The sequence below is a fragment of the Phycicoccus sp. Soil802 genome, from assembly GCF_001429605.1.
Lineage (GTDB): Bacteria > Actinomycetota > Actinomycetes > Actinomycetales > Dermatophilaceae > Pedococcus.
In genome coordinates this window covers 308,806-326,461 of record NZ_LMSS01000001.1, presented here as the reverse complement: position 1 = coordinate 326,461, position 17,656 = coordinate 308,806, and the positions used below count along the sequence as shown (strand labels likewise).

Annotated in this window: 13 protein-coding genes; 8 read left to right on the top strand and 5 right to left on the bottom strand. The window is 71.5% G+C overall.

The window, feature by feature from the left end:
• Nucleotides 1–5: 5 nt before the first annotated feature.
• Both ASG91_RS01440 and ASG91_RS01435 read left to right on the top strand, forming a co-directional pair.
• Nucleotides 6–1,223 carry a thiolase family protein gene (locus tag ASG91_RS01440; RefSeq protein WP_056920827.1) on the top strand — a complete coding sequence of 406 codons (1,218 nt, stop codon included), beginning with the start codon at nucleotides 6–8 and terminating at the stop codon, nucleotides 1,221–1,223.
• The gene (locus tag ASG91_RS01435; RefSeq protein WP_056920826.1) at nucleotides 1,220–3,367 is read left to right on the top strand and encodes a 3-hydroxyacyl-CoA dehydrogenase NAD-binding domain-containing protein; all 2,148 of its coding nucleotides are present in this window, start codon (nucleotides 1,220–1,222) and stop codon (nucleotides 3,365–3,367) included. The genes ASG91_RS01440 and ASG91_RS01435 overlap by 4 nt, the downstream gene beginning before the upstream one ends.
• A 73-nt stretch (nucleotides 3,368–3,440) precedes the next feature.
• On the opposite strand, the gene ASG91_RS01430 is transcribed toward ASG91_RS01435, so the two are convergent.
• On the bottom strand, nucleotides 3,441–4,193 hold the full coding sequence (locus ASG91_RS01430; RefSeq protein WP_056920825.1) for an SDR family NAD(P)-dependent oxidoreductase: 753 nt from the start codon (nucleotides 4,191–4,193) through the stop codon (nucleotides 3,441–3,443).
• A 139-nt stretch (nucleotides 4,194–4,332) separates the two neighbouring features.
• Here ASG91_RS01430 and ASG91_RS01425 point away from each other — a divergent pair, with 139 nt between their 5' ends.
• Entirely contained in the window at nucleotides 4,333–5,097 is a 765-nt protein-coding gene (locus ASG91_RS01425) for a 3-hydroxybutyrate dehydrogenase (protein WP_056920824.1), read from the top strand.
• 28 nt (nucleotides 5,098–5,125) lie between these two features.
• Nucleotides 5,126–7,012, top strand: coding sequence for a helix-turn-helix domain-containing protein (locus tag ASG91_RS01420; protein ID WP_056920823.1), 1,887 nt, complete (start codon nucleotides 5,126–5,128; stop codon nucleotides 7,010–7,012).
• Here ASG91_RS01420 and dxs read toward each other — a convergent pair.
• Nucleotides 6,984–8,852, bottom strand: coding sequence for a 1-deoxy-D-xylulose-5-phosphate synthase (gene dxs / locus ASG91_RS01415; RefSeq protein ID WP_056920822.1), 1,869 nt, complete (start codon nucleotides 8,850–8,852; stop codon nucleotides 6,984–6,986). The genes ASG91_RS01420 and dxs overlap by 29 nt on opposite strands.
• Nucleotides 8,853–8,899: 47 nt before the next feature.
• On the bottom strand, nucleotides 8,900–10,981 hold the full coding sequence (locus tag ASG91_RS01410; RefSeq protein ID WP_056920821.1) for a glycogen debranching N-terminal domain-containing protein: 2,082 nt from the start codon (nucleotides 10,979–10,981) through the stop codon (nucleotides 8,900–8,902).
• A 245-nt stretch (nucleotides 10,982–11,226) separates the two neighbouring features.
• Between ASG91_RS01410 and ASG91_RS01405 the strand changes: the two genes are divergently transcribed.
• The 4 genes from ASG91_RS01405 to ASG91_RS01390 all read left to right on the top strand — a co-directional run bounded on the left by ASG91_RS01405 (nucleotide 11,227) and on the right by ASG91_RS01390 (nucleotide 15,582).
• Nucleotides 11,227–12,297: a LacI family DNA-binding transcriptional regulator gene (locus tag ASG91_RS01405; protein ID WP_056920820.1), complete on the top strand. Its 1,071-nt coding sequence runs from the start codon at nucleotides 11,227–11,229 to the stop codon at nucleotides 12,295–12,297.
• A gap of 62 nt (nucleotides 12,298–12,359) precedes the next feature.
• A complete protein-coding gene (locus tag ASG91_RS01400) occupies nucleotides 12,360–13,598 on the top strand; it encodes an extracellular solute-binding protein (RefSeq protein ID WP_056920819.1) in 1,239 nt (412 codons plus the stop codon).
• Nucleotides 13,599–13,600: 2 nt separating this feature from the next.
• A complete protein-coding gene (locus ASG91_RS01395) occupies nucleotides 13,601–14,731 on the top strand; it encodes a carbohydrate ABC transporter permease (RefSeq protein WP_056920818.1) in 1,131 nt (376 codons plus the stop codon).
• Nucleotides 14,728–15,582, top strand: a complete 855-nt coding sequence (locus tag ASG91_RS01390; RefSeq protein WP_056920817.1) for a carbohydrate ABC transporter permease — start codon at nucleotides 14,728–14,730, stop codon at nucleotides 15,580–15,582. Before ASG91_RS01395 ends, ASG91_RS01390 begins: the two co-directional genes overlap by 4 nt.
• Nucleotides 15,583–15,746: 164 nt before the next feature.
• Here the strand turns inward: ASG91_RS01390 and ASG91_RS01385 are convergent, their stop codons facing one another.
• Nucleotides 15,747–16,079 (bottom strand): hypothetical protein, encoded by a 333-nt coding sequence (locus ASG91_RS01385; RefSeq protein ID WP_056921214.1) that lies wholly within the window; start codon nucleotides 16,077–16,079, stop codon nucleotides 15,747–15,749.
• Between the two features lie 335 nt (nucleotides 16,080–16,414).
• A complete protein-coding gene (locus tag ASG91_RS01380) occupies nucleotides 16,415–17,605 on the bottom strand; it encodes a hypothetical protein (RefSeq protein ID WP_157605918.1) in 1,191 nt (396 codons plus the stop codon).
• Between the last annotated feature and the right edge of the window lie 51 nt (nucleotides 17,606–17,656).

The following is a 17,656-nucleotide window of genomic DNA, read 5'->3' as shown; positions in this document are numbered from 1 at the left end:
CACCCGTGCCCCGCACCCTTCATGAGGTCGTGTTCGTCGACGGTGTCCGGACACCGTTCGGCAAGGCCGGCGACAAGGGCATGTACGCCCAGACGCGCGCCGACGACCTCGTCATCCGCTGCATCCGCGAGCTGATGCGCCGTCACCCCGAGCTCCCCCCGGAGCGCGTCGAGGAGGTGGCCATCGCCGCCACCACGCAGATCGGCGACCAGGGGCTCACCCTCGGCCGCATGGCCGCCCTCTTGTCGGGCCTGCCCAAGACCACCCCCGGCTACTCGGTCGACCGGATGTGCGCCGGCGCGATGACCGCCGTGACGACCACCGCGAGCTCGATCGCGTTCGGCTCCATCGACATCGCCATCGCCGGTGGCGTCGAGCACATGGGCCGCCACCCCATGGGTGAGGGCGTCGACCCCAACCCGCGGATCGTCGCGGAGAAGCTGGTCGACCCGTCCGCCCTGGTCATGGGCTCGACGGCGGAGAACCTGCACGACCGCTACCCGTCGATCACCAAGGACCGCAGCGACGCGTATGCCGTGGGGTCGCAGGACAAGCTCGCCAAGGCCTACGCCAACGAGCAGATCCAGCCCGACCTCGTGCCTGTCGCCACCCGTCACCAGGAGCTCGGCTACGGTCTGGCCACCCAGGACGAGCCGCCGCGCCCGGGCACCACGGTGGCGGACCTCGCCACGCTCAAGACGCCGTTCCGCCCGCACGGCAACGTCAGCGCCGGCAACTCAGCCGGGCTCAACGACGGTGCCACCGCGTGCATCCTGGCGTCGGAGACGGCGGCCCGCGAGCTCGGCCTGCCGGCGAAGATGCGGCTCGTCGACTTCGCCTTCGTGGGTGTCGAGCCAGAGGTGATGGGCATCGGTCCCGTCCCCGCCACCGAGAAGGCCCTGGCCAAGGCCGGCCTGTCGATCGAGGACATCGGCCTGTTCGAGCTGAACGAGGCGTTCGCGGTGCAGGTGCTCGCCTTCCTCGAGCACTTCGACATCGCCGACGACGACCCCCGCGTCAACCAGTACGGCGGCGCGATCGCCATCGGCCACCCGCTCGCGTCGTCCGGCGTGCGGCTGATGACCCAGCTGGCCCGCCAGTTCGAGGAGCACCCGGAGGTGCGCTTCGGCCTGACCGCCATGTGCATCGGGATCGGGATGGGTGCCGCCGTGATCTGGGAGAACCCCCACCACGCCGACTACGGCAAGGAGGTCGCGGCATGAGCGACGCCACGACGAACACCGCCACGACGAATACCGCCACGACCACCGCCCCCGCGTTCGAGGAGGTCGTGACGCACACCCCGGTGCGCGACGTCACCCTCCCCGGCAAGGCCGGCACGCTGGCCCTGGTCACGCTGGACAACGGTTTCGACCACACCAAGCCCAACACCTTCGGCCCGCAGACCATCGCCGGCCTCAAGGCCACGGTGGACGCCCTGCAGGCGCGCGCCGAGGCGGGCGAGATCCAGGCCGTCGGCATCACCGGCAAGCCGTTCATCTTCGCCGTCGGCGCCGACCTCAAGGCGGTCTCGCAGGCCGCGGACCGCGAGCAGGCGCTCGAGGTGGCTCGCGCGGGACACTCTGCCTTCGCGGCGATCATGGACCTGCCCGTGCCGACCTTCGCGTTCGTCAACGGTGCGGCCATGGGTGGTGGCGTGGAGATCGCGCTGTCCGCCGACTACCGCACCATCTCGGCCGGGGTGCCCGCGCTCGCGCTGCCGGAGACCTTCCTCGGCCTGGTCCCCGGCTGGGGCGGCTGCTACCTGCTGCCCAACCTGGTCGGCCCGGCGAACGCCCTCAAGGTCATCATCGAGAACCCGATGAACATGAACCGCATGCTCAAGGGTCCGCAGGCCTTCGAGCTGGGCCTTGCCGACGTCCTGCTCGAGCCGGCCGACTTCCTCGAGGAGTCGCTGCTCTGGGCAGCCTCGGTCCTGACCGGGCAGACTGCGGTCGAGCGGCCCGCGGTCTCGAGGGACGAGGCCGAGTGGACTGCAGCCATCAAGGCCGCCAAGGGCCTGGTCGACCTCAAGACCGGTGGCCAGGCCCCCGCGCCCTACCGCGCGCTGCAGCTCGTCGGCCAGGCGCGCACCGCCACCCGCGACGAGGCCTTCGCGGCCGAGGACGAGGCGCTCGCGGACCTCGTCATGGGTGACGAGCTGCGGGCCGGGCTGTACTCGTTCGACCTCGTGCAGCGTCGCGCCAAGCGCCCGGCCGGCGCGCCCGACAAGGCGCTGGCCCGCAAGGTCACCAAGGTCGGCATCGTGGGCGCCGGACTCATGGCGAGCCAGCTCGCCCTGCTGTTCGCCCAGCGGCTCGAGGTGCCGGTGGTCATGACCGACCTCGACGAGGAGCGGGTCGCCAAGGGCGTGGGCTACGTGCACGGCGAGGTCGACAAGCTGCTCGGCAAGAAGCGGGTCAGCTCCGACAAAGCCAACCGGCTCAAGGGCCTGGTCACCGGCGCGACGTCCAAGGACGGCTTCGCGGACGCCGACTTCGTCATCGAGGCGGTCTTCGAGGAGATGTCGGTCAAGCAGCAGGTGTGGTCCGAGGTCGAGGCGATCGTCAGCCCCGAGTGCGTCCTCGCGACCAACACCTCGTCGCTGTCGATCACCGAGATGGCCTCCGGGCTGACCCATCCCGAGCGGGTCGTCGGGTTCCACTTCTTCAACCCGGTCGCCGTCATGCCGCTGCTCGAGATCATCAAGGGCGAGCAGACCGACGACGCCACCCTGGCCACGGCGTTCGCCACCGGCAAGGGCCTGAAGAAGACGACCATCCTCGTCAAGGACAGCCCGTCCTTCATCGTGAACCGACTGCTCGGCCGGTTCATGGGCGAGGTCGCCAAGGTGGTCGACGAGGGCACCCCGATCGAGGTCGCCGACCGGGCCTTCGCGGGGCTCGCCCCGATGCCGCCGTTCATCCTCCTCGGCCTGGTCGGTCCGGCCATCGCGTTGCACAACAACGAGACCCTGGCCAAGGCGTTCCCCGACCGCTTCTACGTCTCCGAGAACCTGCGCAAGGTCGTGGCGGCGAAGAAGTCGGCCATCTACACCTGGCCCGAGGGCAAGCCGGTCGTCGACCCCGAGGTCGAGGCGCTCTTCGACAAGCCGGCCGACCCGGTGGTGCTGTCCACCGAGGAGGTCCGTGAGCGGGTGCTGGGCGTGCTCGCCGACGAGGCGCGCCGGATGCTCGACGAGGGCGTGGTCGCTGCGCCGATGGACCTCGACCTGGCCATGATCACCGGTGCCGGGTTCCAGTTCTGGAACGGCGGCCTCACTCCCCTGCTCGACCGTGCAGGCGTGGCCGAGAAGGTGACCGGGCGGCGCTTCCTGCCGCCGGGCGCCGCGAGCGTCCCCGCCTAGGCGCGGGTCCCAGCAAGGGCTGGTGGCCGGCACACCGAAGCGACGGTGTGCCGGCCACCGGCAGGTCAGTGGGTCACTGCGCGGGTGGGAGCACCCTGCGCGCGGTGCCGTCGAGCAGCTCGACCACGGTGCCGGCCGTGACGTCCTCCCGGACGAGGCGCACGACCTCGCCGGCGACCAGGTGCGGCGGCACCAGCGCGGGCACGGTGGCCTGCTCGGCAGGGTCGAGAGCCGCTCGCTCCGTGTGTGCCCTCGGTAGCCCGATCCACCCCGGCACGACACAGGTGACCCGGACCCCCTCGGCCTGCAACCCGGCCAGCGCGGTAGTGAGGCGGATGAGGCCGGCCTTCGCCACGGCATACGGAGGGCTGCCGTAGGCGGACGACGCCACCCCCGCGCTGGAGGCCACATTGACGACGGCGCCCCGGCGGCGCCGGCGCATCCCGTCCAGACTGAGCTGGAGCAGGCGCATCGGAGCCCGCAGGTTGAGGTCGAGGACCTGGCTCCACTCCTCGAACGCTGCGTCCGGGTACTGGTGGGCCGCTGCCCCCCAGCCACCCGCGTTGTTGACCAGGACGTCGACACCGCCGAAGTCCCCAGCCAGGGCCAGGAGCGCCTGCAGGTCACGCTCCACGGTGACGTCGCACCGGCAGGCGCTGGCCGACCCGCCACGCTCGCGGACCGAACGGGCGAGCAGCTGGGCCGCCGCCGCGTCGCGGTCGGCGATGACCACGCGGGCGCCGCAGTCGGCGAACGACCGCACCAGGTGCTCGCCCAACCCCGTCGCGCCCCCGGTGACCACGACCGTGCTCTCCTCCAGGTCCATGGCCACGACGCTAGGCACCACCCCCGACACCACCCCACACGGCGCCCGCCCGAGGGGGTCCCGACGCACCACAGGTCGGCGGCGAACTGTGGGCTGGCACCACATGCTCGGGTGCTCGCGCCGCACCTAGTCTCGCCGCATGCCGATGACGCCGACGCTGCTCGACCTGTCCGGACGGAGCGCGTTGGTGACCGGGGCCGCGAGCGGCATCGGGGCCGCGTGCGTCGAGCGACTGGTCGCCGCCAAAGCGAGCGTGTATGCCGTGGACCGCGACGCCGAGGGCCTCTCCCGGTTCGACGGGGTCGGCGCGGTCGAGGCCCTCGCGGTGGACCTGGCCGACCTCGACGCGGTCGACGCCCTGCCGGGCACCGTCGACATCCTGGTCAACAACGCCGGGATCCAGCACGTCAGCCCGCTGCACGAGTTCCCGGTGGAGACCTGGGACCTGATCATCCGGCTCATGCTGACCTCGCCGTTCCGGCTGACCCGACGCGTCCTGCCCCACATGTACGACCAGGGCTGGGGCCGGGTCGTCAACGTCTCGAGCGTCCACGGGCTGCGGGCCAGTGCCTACAAGGCCGCCTACGTCTCCGCCAAGCACGGGCTCGAGGGCCTGTCGAAGGTGACCGCGCTCGAGGGTGGCGAGCACGGGGTCACGAGCAACTGCGTGAACCCGGCCTACGTGCGGACGCCGTTGGTCGAGCAGCAGATCAGCGACCAGGCCCGCACCCACGGCATCTCCGAGGACGAGGTCGTCGACCGGGTCATGTTGGCGCCGGTGGCCCTCAAGCGGCTGGTCGAGCCGGACGAGGTGGCCGAGCTGGTGGCGTTCCTGTGCAGCCCGGCGGCCGACTCGGTGTCTGGTTCGTCGTTCTCGATGGACGGCGGCTGGACCGCCCACTGAGCGGGTCCGCCGCCTAGGATCCGACTCGATGGACGCCCACGACGACTCCCCCGCGATGACGCTGCTGCGCCTGCTCGCGCAGGGTGCTCCGGCGGCCGAGCTCGAGGCGGTGGTGCCCGGCTCCGCCGCGACCGACGACGCCGCTGCGGCCCAGGCCGCCGACGAGGCCCGCGACCTGGCGCTGCGGGTGCGCGCGGCGTTCGACTCGCGGCGTCGCCGGGAGGCCGAGCTCACCGGCCTCGTCGAGACGGCTCGTGACCTGGCTGCGATGCGTGACCCCAGCGGCATCCTCGAGGCGATCGTCCGCCGGGCCAGGGCGCTGCTGGGGACGGACGTCGCCTACCTGACGCTGTTCGACCCCGAGGCGGGCGACACCTTCATGCGCGCGACCGACGGCTCGGTGAGCGCCGAGTTCCAGGAGGTGCGGCTGTCGCTCGGCGACGGCCTGGGCGGGCTCGTGGCCTCGACGCGCAAGCCCTACTGGAGCGCCGACTACCTCCACGACCACCGCTTCCAGCACACCGGCACCATCGACAGCGCCGTCGGGGACGAGGGCCTGGTGTCGATCTGCGGCACGCCGCTGCTCGTCGAGGACGAGTTCGTGGGCGTGCTGTTCGCGGCCAACCGCTCCCCGCGCCCCTTCTCCCCCGACCAGGTGGCCCTGCTGGGCTCGCTCGCGGCGCTGGCCGCCGTGTCGATCGTGCAGACCCGCAGCGCCGAAGAGGTCCGACGCCACACGGCCGGGGTGGAGCGCGCCGCCGCTGCCCACGACCGGTTCGCCGAGCTGGTCCTCGCCGGTGGAGGGGTCGACGACATCACCAAGGCACTGGGCGACCTGCTCGGGGGCTGGGTGGTGCTGTTGAGCTCGGAGGGCGAGCTGCTCAGCACCCACGGGTCGGCCCCGCTGCCGGACGACGGCAACGCCGGTGTGCTGGCCCGGTCGCGCGCCGTCCGCGAGACGGACAGCACCGGACGGCTCGCCCACGACCCCGGCACGGACCAGTGGGCGATCGGCGTGAAGGCCCCCCAGACCCCCCTCGGCACCCTCGTCCTCGGGGGCGTGGGCATCCTCGACGACGCCGACCGGCGCACCGTCGAGCGGGCGTCGGTGGTGACGGCGCTCGTGCTGCTCTTCGAACGCACCGCCGCCGAGGCCGAGCAACGGGTCCGCACCGACCTCGTGGCCGACCTGGTCAGCGGTCGCGGCGACCCGACGTCGCTGGCCACGCGGGCGCGGGCGCAGGGCATCGACCCCACCGCTCCTCACGCCGTGCTGGTCGCCCACGCCGACCCGGACACCCCGCGCCGCACCCTGCTCCTCGCCGCCCACGCCGCAGCCGGGCAGGGCTCGGTCGTCGGTGAGCACGACGGCCACGTGGTCGCGCTGCTGCCCTCGCAGGACCCGCACGAAGCCGCTGCCGAGCTGGCCCGCCGGCTCAGTCGGCTCGCCACCGTGACCGTCGGCGCGGCCGGTCCGACCACCCTCGGCGCCGACCTGCCGGCCGTGTGGCGCGAAGCCGTCCGCACGGTCTCCGCGCTCGTGTCGCTCGGGTTGGCAGGCACCGGAGCCAGCGCGGGCCACCTCGGTTTCGCGGGTCTGGTCGTCGGGTCGGCACCCGACGTCAGCGGGTACGTCGCCCAGCACCTGGGTCCCCTGCTCGACTACGACGCCCGCCGCGGCTCCGAGCTGGTCAAGACCCTCCAGGCCTACTTCGACGCCGGCGGCAGCCCCCGGCACGCGGCCACCGACCTGCACGTCCACGTCAACACCGTGAGCCAGCGACTGGAGCGGATCTCCGCGCTCCTCGGACCGCACTGGCAGCGCCCCGACGACGCGCTCGAGCTCCAGCTCGCGCTGCGCCTGATGCGCCTGCAGGTGAACAGGCTCAGCGCAGGCGGGTCGCCAACGAGGTAGCCACCGCGTCCGCGGTGAGGCCGACCTCCTCGAGCACCTGTCCCCGCGACGCGTGGTCGAGGAACCGCTTCGGTATGCCGTGCACGTGCACCGGTACGTCGACCTCGGCCTCGCGCAGGGCCAGGGTCACGGCGGCGCCGACTCCCCCGCTGACGAGGTTGTCCTCGACCACGGCGACGGCACCTGCACGGCGAGCCATCGCGACGAGGTCGTCGCTGACCGGCAGCACCCAGCGCGGGTCGACGGCGGTGACCGAGTGTCCCTGCGCCTCGAGCTTGCCCGCGATGTCGACGGCCATGGCAGCGAAGGCACCGACCCCGACGAGGAGCAGGTCGCACCGGTCCGTCGAGGTCTCGTGGAGCACGTCGACGACCCCGTCCTGGCGGATGGCGTCGACGGCCGGCCCGACATCACCCTTGGGGAAGCGGATCACGGTCGGCCCGTCGGTGACGTCGATGGCCTCGCGCAGCTGGCGCTTGACCTGGTCGCCGTCGCGGGGCGCGGCCAGCCGCAGGCCGGGGACGACCGAGGCGATCGTCATGTCCCACATGCCGTTGTGCGAGGCACCGTCGCTCCCCGTGACGCCGGCCCGGTCGAGGACGAAGGTGACGCCCGCCTTGTGCAGCGCGCAGTCCATCAGCAGCTGGTCGAAGGCCCGGTTGAGGAAGGTGGCGTAGACCGCGACGACCGGATGCAGGCCGGCATAGGCCAGGCCGCTGGCCATGGTGACGGCGTGCTGCTCGGCGATCCCGACGTCGAAGACGCGGTCGGGGTACGCGGCGGCGAAGCCGTCGAGGCCGACCGGGATGAGCATCGCCGCGGTGAGGGCGACGACGTCCTCGCGCTCGCGGCCGATCGCGACCATCTCGTCGTTGAACTCGTCGGTCCAGATCCGGCCGCTCACCTCGAACGGCAGCCCGGTCTCGGGGTTGAACTTGCCGATGGCGTGCCACTGGTCGCCCTGGTGCCGCCGGGCGGGGTCGTAGCCGCGGCCCTTCTCGGTGATGACGTGGACGAGCACGGGCCCGCCGAACGCCCTGGCGCGACGCAGCGCCGCCTCGACCGCCTGCTCGTCGTGGCCGTCGACCGGGCCGAGGTACTTCAGGCCGAGGTCCTCGAACATGCCCTGCGGCGCGACGATGTCCTTGATGCCCTTCTTCACCCCGTGCAGCGTCTCGTACATCGCTCCGCCGACCACGGGGGTCCGGCTCAGGGTGTTCTTGCCCCAGTCGAGGAAGCGTTCGTAGCCACGGGTGGTGCGCAGGGTCGCGAGGTGGTCGGCCAGGCCGCCGATGGTCGGGGCGTAGGACCGCTCGTTGTCGTTGACCACGATGGTCAGGGGCAGGTCCTTGTCGGCGGCGATGTTGTTGATCGCCTCCCAGGCCATGCCCCCGGTGAGTGCGCCGTCGCCGATGACCGCGACGGTGTGCCGGCCCTTCTCGCCGCGCAGTCGCCGGGCCTTGGCGATGCCGTCGGCCCAGGACAGGGCGGTGGAGGCGTGGGAGTTCTCGACCACGTCGTGCTCGGACTCGGCCCGGCTCGGGTAGCCCGACAGGCCGCCCTGCTTCTTGAGCTGGCTGAAGTCGTGCCGGCCGGTGAGCAGCTTGTGCACGTAGGACTGGTGGCCGGTGTCGAAGACGATGGCGTCCCGGGGGCTGTCGAAGACGCGGTGCAGCGCGATGGTCAGCTCGACGACCCCGAGGTTGGGGCCGAGGTGGCCGCCGGTCTTGGAGACGGACTCGACGAGGAAGTCACGGATCTCCTGGGCCAGCCCGGGCAGCTGGGCAGGCGTCAGCGCCTTGAGGTCGGCCGGGCCGGTGATGGTCTCGAGCACTCCCACGCACGCCGTCCTTCCGGTTGTCATCTCTGCAGGGGAACCGCCCGAGTCTATGCGCCCCGGCTGATCCGGACCTCCTGCGGGACCCCGGTGACCTCCACCTCACCGTCGCGGCTGACGGACACCGTGAAGGGCACGCCACCCAGCCGCAGGCCCTCGACGCGCAGCGCGCCGAACGGCAGCGGCAGGACGGGGTCGACGTGCAGGACACCGCCGGGCAGGTCGGCGCGCAGGCCGAGTGCGACGGTGAGGATGGCACCGGCCGAGGCCGCGGACCACGCCTGCGGTCGGCACGAGGCGGGGTAGGGCGAGGGGCGACCCAGCATGGGCAGCCCCGAGTAGAGCTCGGGCCAGCGGTAGTCGAACGCCTCGGCGGACGCCACGAGGGCCTGCGCCACGCGGGCAGCCGGCCCGGTCAGCCCTTCACGGGCCAGGCCCAGCGCGACGATGGCGGTGTCGTGGGTCCACACCGACCCCGTGTGGTAGCCGATCGGGTTGAACCCACCGTTGCCGGTGCCGAGGGTGCGCACGCCGAAGGTGTCGAGCAGCTCGTCACCCGTCACCGTCTCCCCGACCGCGGCGGCCTCCGCGGCGTCCAGCGTGCCGGTACCGAGCGCGTGCCCCATGTTGGAGCCCAGCCCGTCCACGGGTTTGCCCGACCCGTCGAGCGCCATCGCGAGGTAGCGGCCCGCACCGCCTTCGACCCAGAAAGCCCGCCGCACGCGCTCCCGCAACGCCCCGGCCTCCACCCGTGCGGTGTCCGCTCCGTCCTCACCCAGCGCGTCGAGGAGGTCAGCGGCCCCGAGCAGTGCCTCCACGGCATACGCCTGCGCCTCGACGAGGGCGATCGGCGCGGCAGCGACGCTGCCGTCGCGCATGCGCATCGAGTCGCCGGAGTCCTTCCAGCCCTGGTTGGCGAGGCCGTGGCCCGTGGTGTCGAGGTACTTGAGGAAGCCGTCGTCGTCGGGCTGGCCGTCCGAGGTGAGCCAGGCCACGGCCGCGCGCAGGTTGGGGAGCAGCGCGCGGACCTCGCCCTCCGACAGCCCCCAGCGCCAGGCCTCGACGAGCAGCGTCACCCACAGGGCGGTGGCGTCGACGGTGCCGTAGTAGAGCGGGGGGAGCGCCAGGTCTCCCTTCCGCGGCGACCCCGTGTATGCCGTGCGGCGCACCTCGTGGGCGATCTTGCCGGGCTGCTCGGCCGAGTCGGCGTCGTGTCGCGTGCCCTGACGACGGGCCAGTGCGCGCAGCGTGCCGCCTGCGAGCTCGGTGCCGAAGGGCAGCATCATCCGCGCCGCCCAGATCGAGTCCCGACCGAAAAGCGTGAGGTACCAGGGAGATCCGGCTGCGGCGAAGACGTCGGCCGGCTCGAGGGGGTCGCGGAGCAGGAGGTGCTGCAGGTCGTCCGTGGACTGGGCGACGAGGGGCGCGAGACGCGGCTCGTCGGACGTGACGCGGATGTCGCCCCACGTGACGGCGGCGCCGCCCGGGTCGGCGTCGAACTCCGAGGCTGTCGTCCGGGAGGCGGTGACGGTCACCCTGAGGGTCTGGCTCTCGCCGGGCTCCACGACGACGTCGTGGCTGACGACGGCGCGGTCCGTCGCGACCTCGAGTCGGGTCGGACCGGGGTCGAAGTCGACGCGCGTGCTGTGCCGTTCAGTGGTGAACGTCAGGACCCCGTCGGTCAGCTCGGGCGCCACCGACGGAGCGTCGAAGGTGCCGTACTTCACCCGGGCGATGGCCAGGCCGTCGGACCCGAGCTCGAGCCGCAACGTCGCGCGGACGGTGCGGGCAGCCCGCGAGGTCACCGTCACGTCCTCGTGCAGGGTGGCTCCCTCCAGGGTGCGCACCCGGCGGACCTCGACGGTCGGGTCGGGCCCCTCGTCGCCCAGCCCGCGAGCCGCGCCGAAGAACTCCGCCGTGGCACCACCGGCCTCCGAGGCGACCGCGCTGGGCGTCTCGCCCGAGACGGTCAGCTCGAGCCTGGACAGGAGGCGCACGTCGTCGACGAAGAGCCCGTGACCGGCTCCGGGGCTCACGTCACCCGTGGTCGCGGACAGGGCCGTCGCGTTGCCGTCGACGATGATCCGCAGGTCGTGCAGCCACGGTTGACGTGGGCTCTGCTCGGTGGTCACGCGGGCCTCGCTTCCGGGTTCAGCACTGGGTCCATCAGGGGCTTCCATCAGGGCATTCCTCAAGGCTTCCCTCAGGGCGTTCCCCAAGGCTTTCCTAAAGGCTTCCCTCAGGGCATTCGTCAAGGGTTGGTGGCCATGATCTCTTGACTGCCGGCCCGCCGTGGGCCATATTCAGCCTAGTTGGATCGTTCAAATAGGGCATCTTCACCCAAGCCGTCGGTCGATCACAGCGCAAGGGAGCGGTTGTGGCAAGTGGACCTGAGCAGTCCCGCGGACGAGCGACGATCGTCGACGTCGCCACCGCGGCCGGGGTGTCCCGCCAGACCGTCAGCAACGCTCTCAACTACCCCCAGCGGGTCGCGCCCGCCACGCTCGTGCGCGTCCACCGCGAGATCGAGCGCCTCGGGTTCACCCCCAACGCGGCGGCGCAGCAGCTGCGCCGGCGCAAGGCCTCCGCCTACGGGTTCGAGGTGAACCCCTCGGGCGCCGGCAAGATGGGCCACATCCTCGACGGCTTCCTCGTCGAGCTGACCGTGGCGGCCCCCGACCACAGCTGCCACCTGGTCACCTTCGCTCCCGACCTGACCAGCCTGCTCGCGGGCTACGACCAGATCCTCTCCACCGGGCTGGTCGACGGGTTCGTGCTGGGTGACACCCGGCACGACGACCCCCGGCCCGCCTGGCTGCTCCAGAACGACGTGCCCTTCGTGACCTTCGGCCGGATCTGGGACGAACCCCACATGGGTCGGTGGGTCGACGTCGACGGACGCGCCGGCATGGAGCTCGCAGTCGAGCACCTGCTCGGGCAGGGCTACGCCTCGGTCGCCTATTTGGGGTGGCCGGACGGCTCCCCCGTCGGCGACGACCGGCGCCGAGGCTGGCTGGCCGGCCTCGCCGACGCCGGTCTGGCGGACGACCCCATCGCCGAGGAGGCGGTGCAGGACCTCGCCGCCGCGACTGCGGCGGCCGACCGGTTGCTGGCGCGCCTCGGGCCGGACAGCGCCATCCTCTGCGCGTCCGACCTGCTGGCCCTCGGAGCGCTGCGGGCGGTCCGCAACCGCGGCCTCGAGCCCGGCCGCGACATCGGCGTGGTGGGGTTCGACGACAGCGACGTCGCGGAGGCCCTGCAGCTGAGCAGCCTGCGCCAGCCGCTCCAGCAGGCGGCCGCCGAGGCGTGGCGGATCGTCCATGCGAAGGGCACCGACCTGTCCCTGACCGCCTTGCTGGCCCCGACGCTCACGGTCCGCGAGAGCACCTCCCGCGCGGGCGACACCCCAGCACGCCCTCCGACCCCTGTACCCCGACCCACCCCCTGACCCTGAGTCACCCAGGTCGTCCGACATCCCTGCGGACGGCAAACCCATCCTGAGGAGCATCCATGAGGCGCAACACCACCCTGGCCCTGGTCGTCGCGGCCACGACATCGCTGGCGCTGACCGCCTGCGGTGGCGGCGGCTTCGACGAAGGCGCCAAACCGCAGCAGTCGTCCGGCCCGGCGAAGCTGCAGATCCTGATCGGCACGTCCGGCGACGCCGAGACCGCGGCCGTCAAGGCGGCCGCTGACACCTGGGCCAAGAAGACCGGCAACACCGCTGAGGTCGTCGTCGCCTCCGACCTCAACCAGCAGCTCGGTCAGGGCTTCGCCGGTGGCACTCCCCCGGACATCTTCTACGCCGACGCCGGCCGCATCGGCGACTTCGCCAAGGCGGGCAACCTCTACGCCTACGGCGACCAGGTCAAGGACGCGGGCTACCTCGACAGCCTCGTGCAGACCTACACCTACGACGGCAAGCTCCAGTGCGCGCCGAAGGACTTCTCGACGCTCGCCCTGGTCATCAACACCGAGATGTGGACCAAGGCCGGTCTGACCGACGCCGACATCCCCAAGGACTGGGCAGGTCTGGAGACCGTGGCCAAGAAGCTCACGAGCGGCAAGGTCACCGGCCTCGTCGTCAGTGGCGAGTGGGCCCGGCTCGGGGTCTTCATGCGTCAGGCCGGCGGCTGGGTCGTCAGCCCCGACGGCAAGACCGTGACGGCCGACTCCCCGGAGAACGTCGCCGGGCTCACCGAGGCGCAGAAGCTGCTCAAGGCCGGCTCGATGAAGTACGCCAAGCAGGTCGACGCCGGCTGGGGTGGCGAGGCGCTGGGCAAGGGCAAGGCCGCGATGACCATCGAGGGCAACTGGATCCGCGGCGCGCTGAAGAACGACTTCCCCGACATCAAGGCCAAGGTCGTCGAGCTGCCGGCTGGTCCGGCCGGCAAGGGCACGCTGCTGTTCAGCAACTGCTGGGGCATCGCCGCCAAGTCGAAGAACCAGGCCGCCGCGGTCGACCTCGTGAAGTCGCTGACCTCGGTCGACCAGCAGATGGAGTTCGCCAAGGCGTTCGGTGTCATGCCGTCCACCAAGGAGGGCTCGACGCAGTATGCCGCCGCCTTCCCTGACGACGCCGCGTTCTCCGCCGGTGGTGCCTACGGCACCGGTCCGGTGAACGTGCCGGGCTTCGACCCGGTGATGGCCGCCTTCAACACCGACCTCGAGCAGCTGGCGAGCAAGGACCCGAAGACGATCCTGTCCAGCCTGCAGAAGAACGGCGACGCGGCCCTCAAGGGTCAGTGAGCATGACCGTCATCCCCGGATCCCGCCGCCGCGCCAAGGCCGGCGGCGGGATCCGCGGCGGCGAGGCCGTCGCAGGCTGGTTGTTCACCGCGCCCATGATGATCATCCTCGGGCTGTTCCTGTTCATCCCGATCGTGATGGCCCTCTACGTCAGCTTCACCAACTGGAACGGCAACGGCTCGCCCTTCAACGGCGGCACCAACGCCGAGTGGGTGGGGACCAGCAACTACACGTCCCTGTTCACCCAGGACGGCCTCAAGCGCGCCAACTTCATGCAGTCCCTCAACAACAACTTCTGGTACGTGCTGTTCGTCGTGCCACTCCAGACGGCGGTGTCGTTCTTCCTGGCGCTGATCGTCAGCAACCGTTTCCTCAAAGGGAAGGGCTTCTTCCGCACCGCGTTCTACTTCCCTTCGGTCACGAGCTCGATCGCGATCAGCGTGGTGTTCCTGTTCCTCTTCGCCAACTCGGGCGCGGTGAACGCGGTCCTCAGCGCCGTGGGCATCAAGGGGCCGGCCTGGTTCAGCGACTCGCGCGGGCTCTTCCACATCGTGCTGGGCTGGTTCGGCGCGGGTGACAACCCCGGGTGGGGCCAGGGCCTGGTCCTCGGCCGCTCGGTCTGGGACTGGTTCGCCGGGCCCTCGGTCGCCATGTGCGTCGTCATCATCCTGGCGGTCTGGACCACCACCGGCACCTTCATGCTGATGTTCCTGGCGGCCCTGCAGGACGTGCCGGTCGAGGTCGAGGAGGCCGCCATGCTCGACGGCGCCACCGGCTGGCAGAAGCTCCGCCACGTCACCATCCCCATGCTCAAGCCGGCGTTCTTCCTCGTGACCACGCTCGGGCTGATCGGCACCTGGCAGCTCTTCGACCAGATCTACGTCATGGGCAAGGGTGCCCCCGCCAACACCACGCTGACCCCGGCCTACCTGTCCTACAAGCAGTCCTTCACGAGCCTCCAGTACGGCAGTGGCGCGGCGATGTCCTTCATCGTCTTCGTCCTCATCGTCGTGCTGACCGCCTTCCAGCGGTGGCTCATGCGCGACAAGGACATCAAGCCGAGGCGACGCTTCGGGCGGGCAGCCGCCGTCGGCGTCGCGACCCAGGGCACCGGCACCGGAGGTGTGAGGTGAACCAGCGGACCAAGGGTTGGAAGCTGACGCTCTTCTACGTCATCCTCGTGGCCTTCGCGGTCATCTACCTCTACCCGTTCCTCATCCAGACCGCGACGTCGTTCAAGTCCAACGCGAGCGCCACCGACAACCCGCTGAGCCTGGTCCCCAACCCGCTCGACCTCTCGACCTGGAAGCGGATCTTCGGTATCGGCGGGGACACCTCGCTCCCCATCATGCGATGGCTCACGAACTCGGTCGTCGTCACCGTCGTCATCACGGCCGCTCGGGTCTTCCTCGACAGCATGGCCGGATATGCGTTGTCCCGCCTGAGGTTTCGCGGCCGCGGGTTCCTCTTCTCCACCGTGCTCGCCGTGATGAGCGTGCCGGGCGTCGCGCTCCTGATCCCGAAGTTCCTCATGGTGAACTACCTCGGGATCTACGACAGCTACACCGCGATGGTCCTGCCGCTGGTCGTCGACGCTGCCGGGGTCTTCATCATGAAGCAGTTCTTCGACTCGGTCCCGGTGTCGATCGAGGAGGCCGCGCGGATCGACGGGGCCGGCGTGTTCCGGACCTTCTGGTCGGTGGTGCTGCCGATGGCCCGCCCAGCCCTCATCACCCTGACGATCCTGTCGTTCCAAGGCTCCTGGAACGAGTTCACCCACTTCCTGGTCACCACGCAGAGCCCGGAGCTGAAGACCCTCGTGACCGGCCTGGCCAGCCTGGCCAGCGGCGACCTGGGTGCCGGCTCGCAGTACCCGCTCAAGCTCGGCGCCGCGCTCCTGACGACGATCCCGGTCGCGGCGCTGTTCTTCGCCTTCCAGCGCTACTTCGTGTCGGGCGCCAACGAGGGCGCCGAGAAGGGCTGACGCCGTTCGGTATGCCGCCGTGCCCCACCGGGCGCGGCGGCGCACCGGGCGCGGCGGCGCACCGCGCGCGGGCGGCATCGCGCGTGGGGTGGTCGTGTGCGCGCGGGGCGGCACCGCGCGTGGGGCAGCCTCGTGCGGGGCGCGGCATGGTTCGTGGCGGGGACTCACAACCTGGGCACGTAGCGTTTGCCCTGCAGCGCGTCGTAGACCAGACCAGCACTGCGTCGCGCCGCGAGCAGCCGCACCCCCTCGGTCTCGAGGTCGGCCAGCACCTGGGCCAGCCCCTCGCTGGTGAGGTGGTCGCCGAGCTCGACGCGCACCTCACGGTAGGCCTGCCGCATCGCGACCACCTGCGCGTCGATGTGCCGGGTCGTCATCCAGGCCAACGCGACCGGCTGCCGTCGCCACCCGGCATACAGGCGGTACTCGGAGGGACAGAAGTCGAGCAGCCACGAGACGGCGGGGACCTGCCAGCCGTGCGACTCCGGCGGCGGCACCAGCGGAGGCCAGCCCGGAGGCACCGCAGGGCTCGCAGGTCTCGTCGGCGACGGACCCGCGAGGCGTCCCCCGGCCTCACCCGGCCGGCGAGCCGAAGCAGACATCGCCGGCCGTGCTGGACGACCGACGGGAGCCCTCCAGCGATTCGAACATGTGTTCGATCATAGGGCACCGCCTTGGTGTCGCGCACCGCCTCGGGATCTTTGATGGATCGGCCCCACCCTGGTGTCGTCATCCCATCAAGGACTCGCCGAGAGTGAGCCTCGGGACTGGCCGCGGGCGCGGGGGAAGGACGGACGGCGGGCTGCTTCACCGTCCGTCCTCCCCTGCCGGGTCACCTCACGTCGGCGAACCTCCGCGCGGTGACCCGGGTGCCTGCTCCGGCGAGGAGCAGGGGTCCGGCGAGCAGCAGGAGCTGCCACGGGACGCCACCGGTCATCGCCAGCGCGGCCGCCGCAGTGGGTGCTCCGACGGCCGGAAGGGCCGAGGCTGCCGGGTTGGCGCTGCTCGACCCGCTCCCGGTGTCGCCCGAGGGCTGGCCCGCCGATCCGTCGGCGCCGTCACCAGGCGTGGTGGGCGTCGTCGGGTCGCTCGGGTCGTCGCCGGGAGGTGTGGCCGGGTCGGGCCCGGTGGCGGCTCCCGTGGTGGTGGCGTCCCCGAAGACCGAGACCGCATTGCCACCGGCGGTGACCGGTGCGGTCACCGGAGCGGTGACCTGGTTGCCACCCGCCGCCGAGCCTTCACCCGACGTCGTGTCACCGGCACCGCCAGCCGAACCACCCGAGGGAGCGGTCGCGGTCGAACCCGAGGACGACGAGTCCCCCAGCACCGACACCGCATTGCCACCGGCCGTGACCGGTGCGGTCACCGGAGCGGTGACCTGGTTGCCACCCGCCGCCGAGCCCTCACCCGASGTCGAGTCACCCGCACCGCCAGCCGAACCAGCCGAGCCACCCGAGGGAGCGGTCGCGGTCGAACCCGAGGACGACGAGTCCCCCACCACCGACACCGCATTGCCACCGGCCGTGACCGGTGCGGTCACCGGAGCGGTGACCTGGTTGCCACCCGCCGCCGAGCCCTCACCCGACGTCGAGTCACCCGCACCGCCAGCCGAACCAGCCGTGCCACCCGAGGGAGCGGTCGCGGTCGAACCCGAGGACGACGAGTCCCCCAGCACCGAAACGCTGTTGCCGCTGACCGTGACCGGCGCCGCGACCGCCGCAGCGGCCTGGTTGCCACCCGCCGCCGAGTCCGCACCGGAGGTGCTGGCGACCTGGGCCGTCGGCGCCTCAGGCGTCGCTGGTGTCGTGGCCCGGGCACCGGACGAGTCCGAGTCCCCCACCACCGAGATGGAGCTGCCCGTCACGGCGACGGGGGCGACGACAGAGACTGCCGCCTGGTTGCCACCGAGGGCGCTATCCGCGCCGGTGGTGCCTTCGTCGGCCGACGCCTGTCCTGCGAAGAACAGGATGCCGCCCCCGACCACCAGGGCTACTTCGAGCCCTCTGCGCACATATGCATGCATGGTCTTTCCTTCCTGAACGTGCTGTGTCGCCCGTGTCCGGGCATGGCTCTT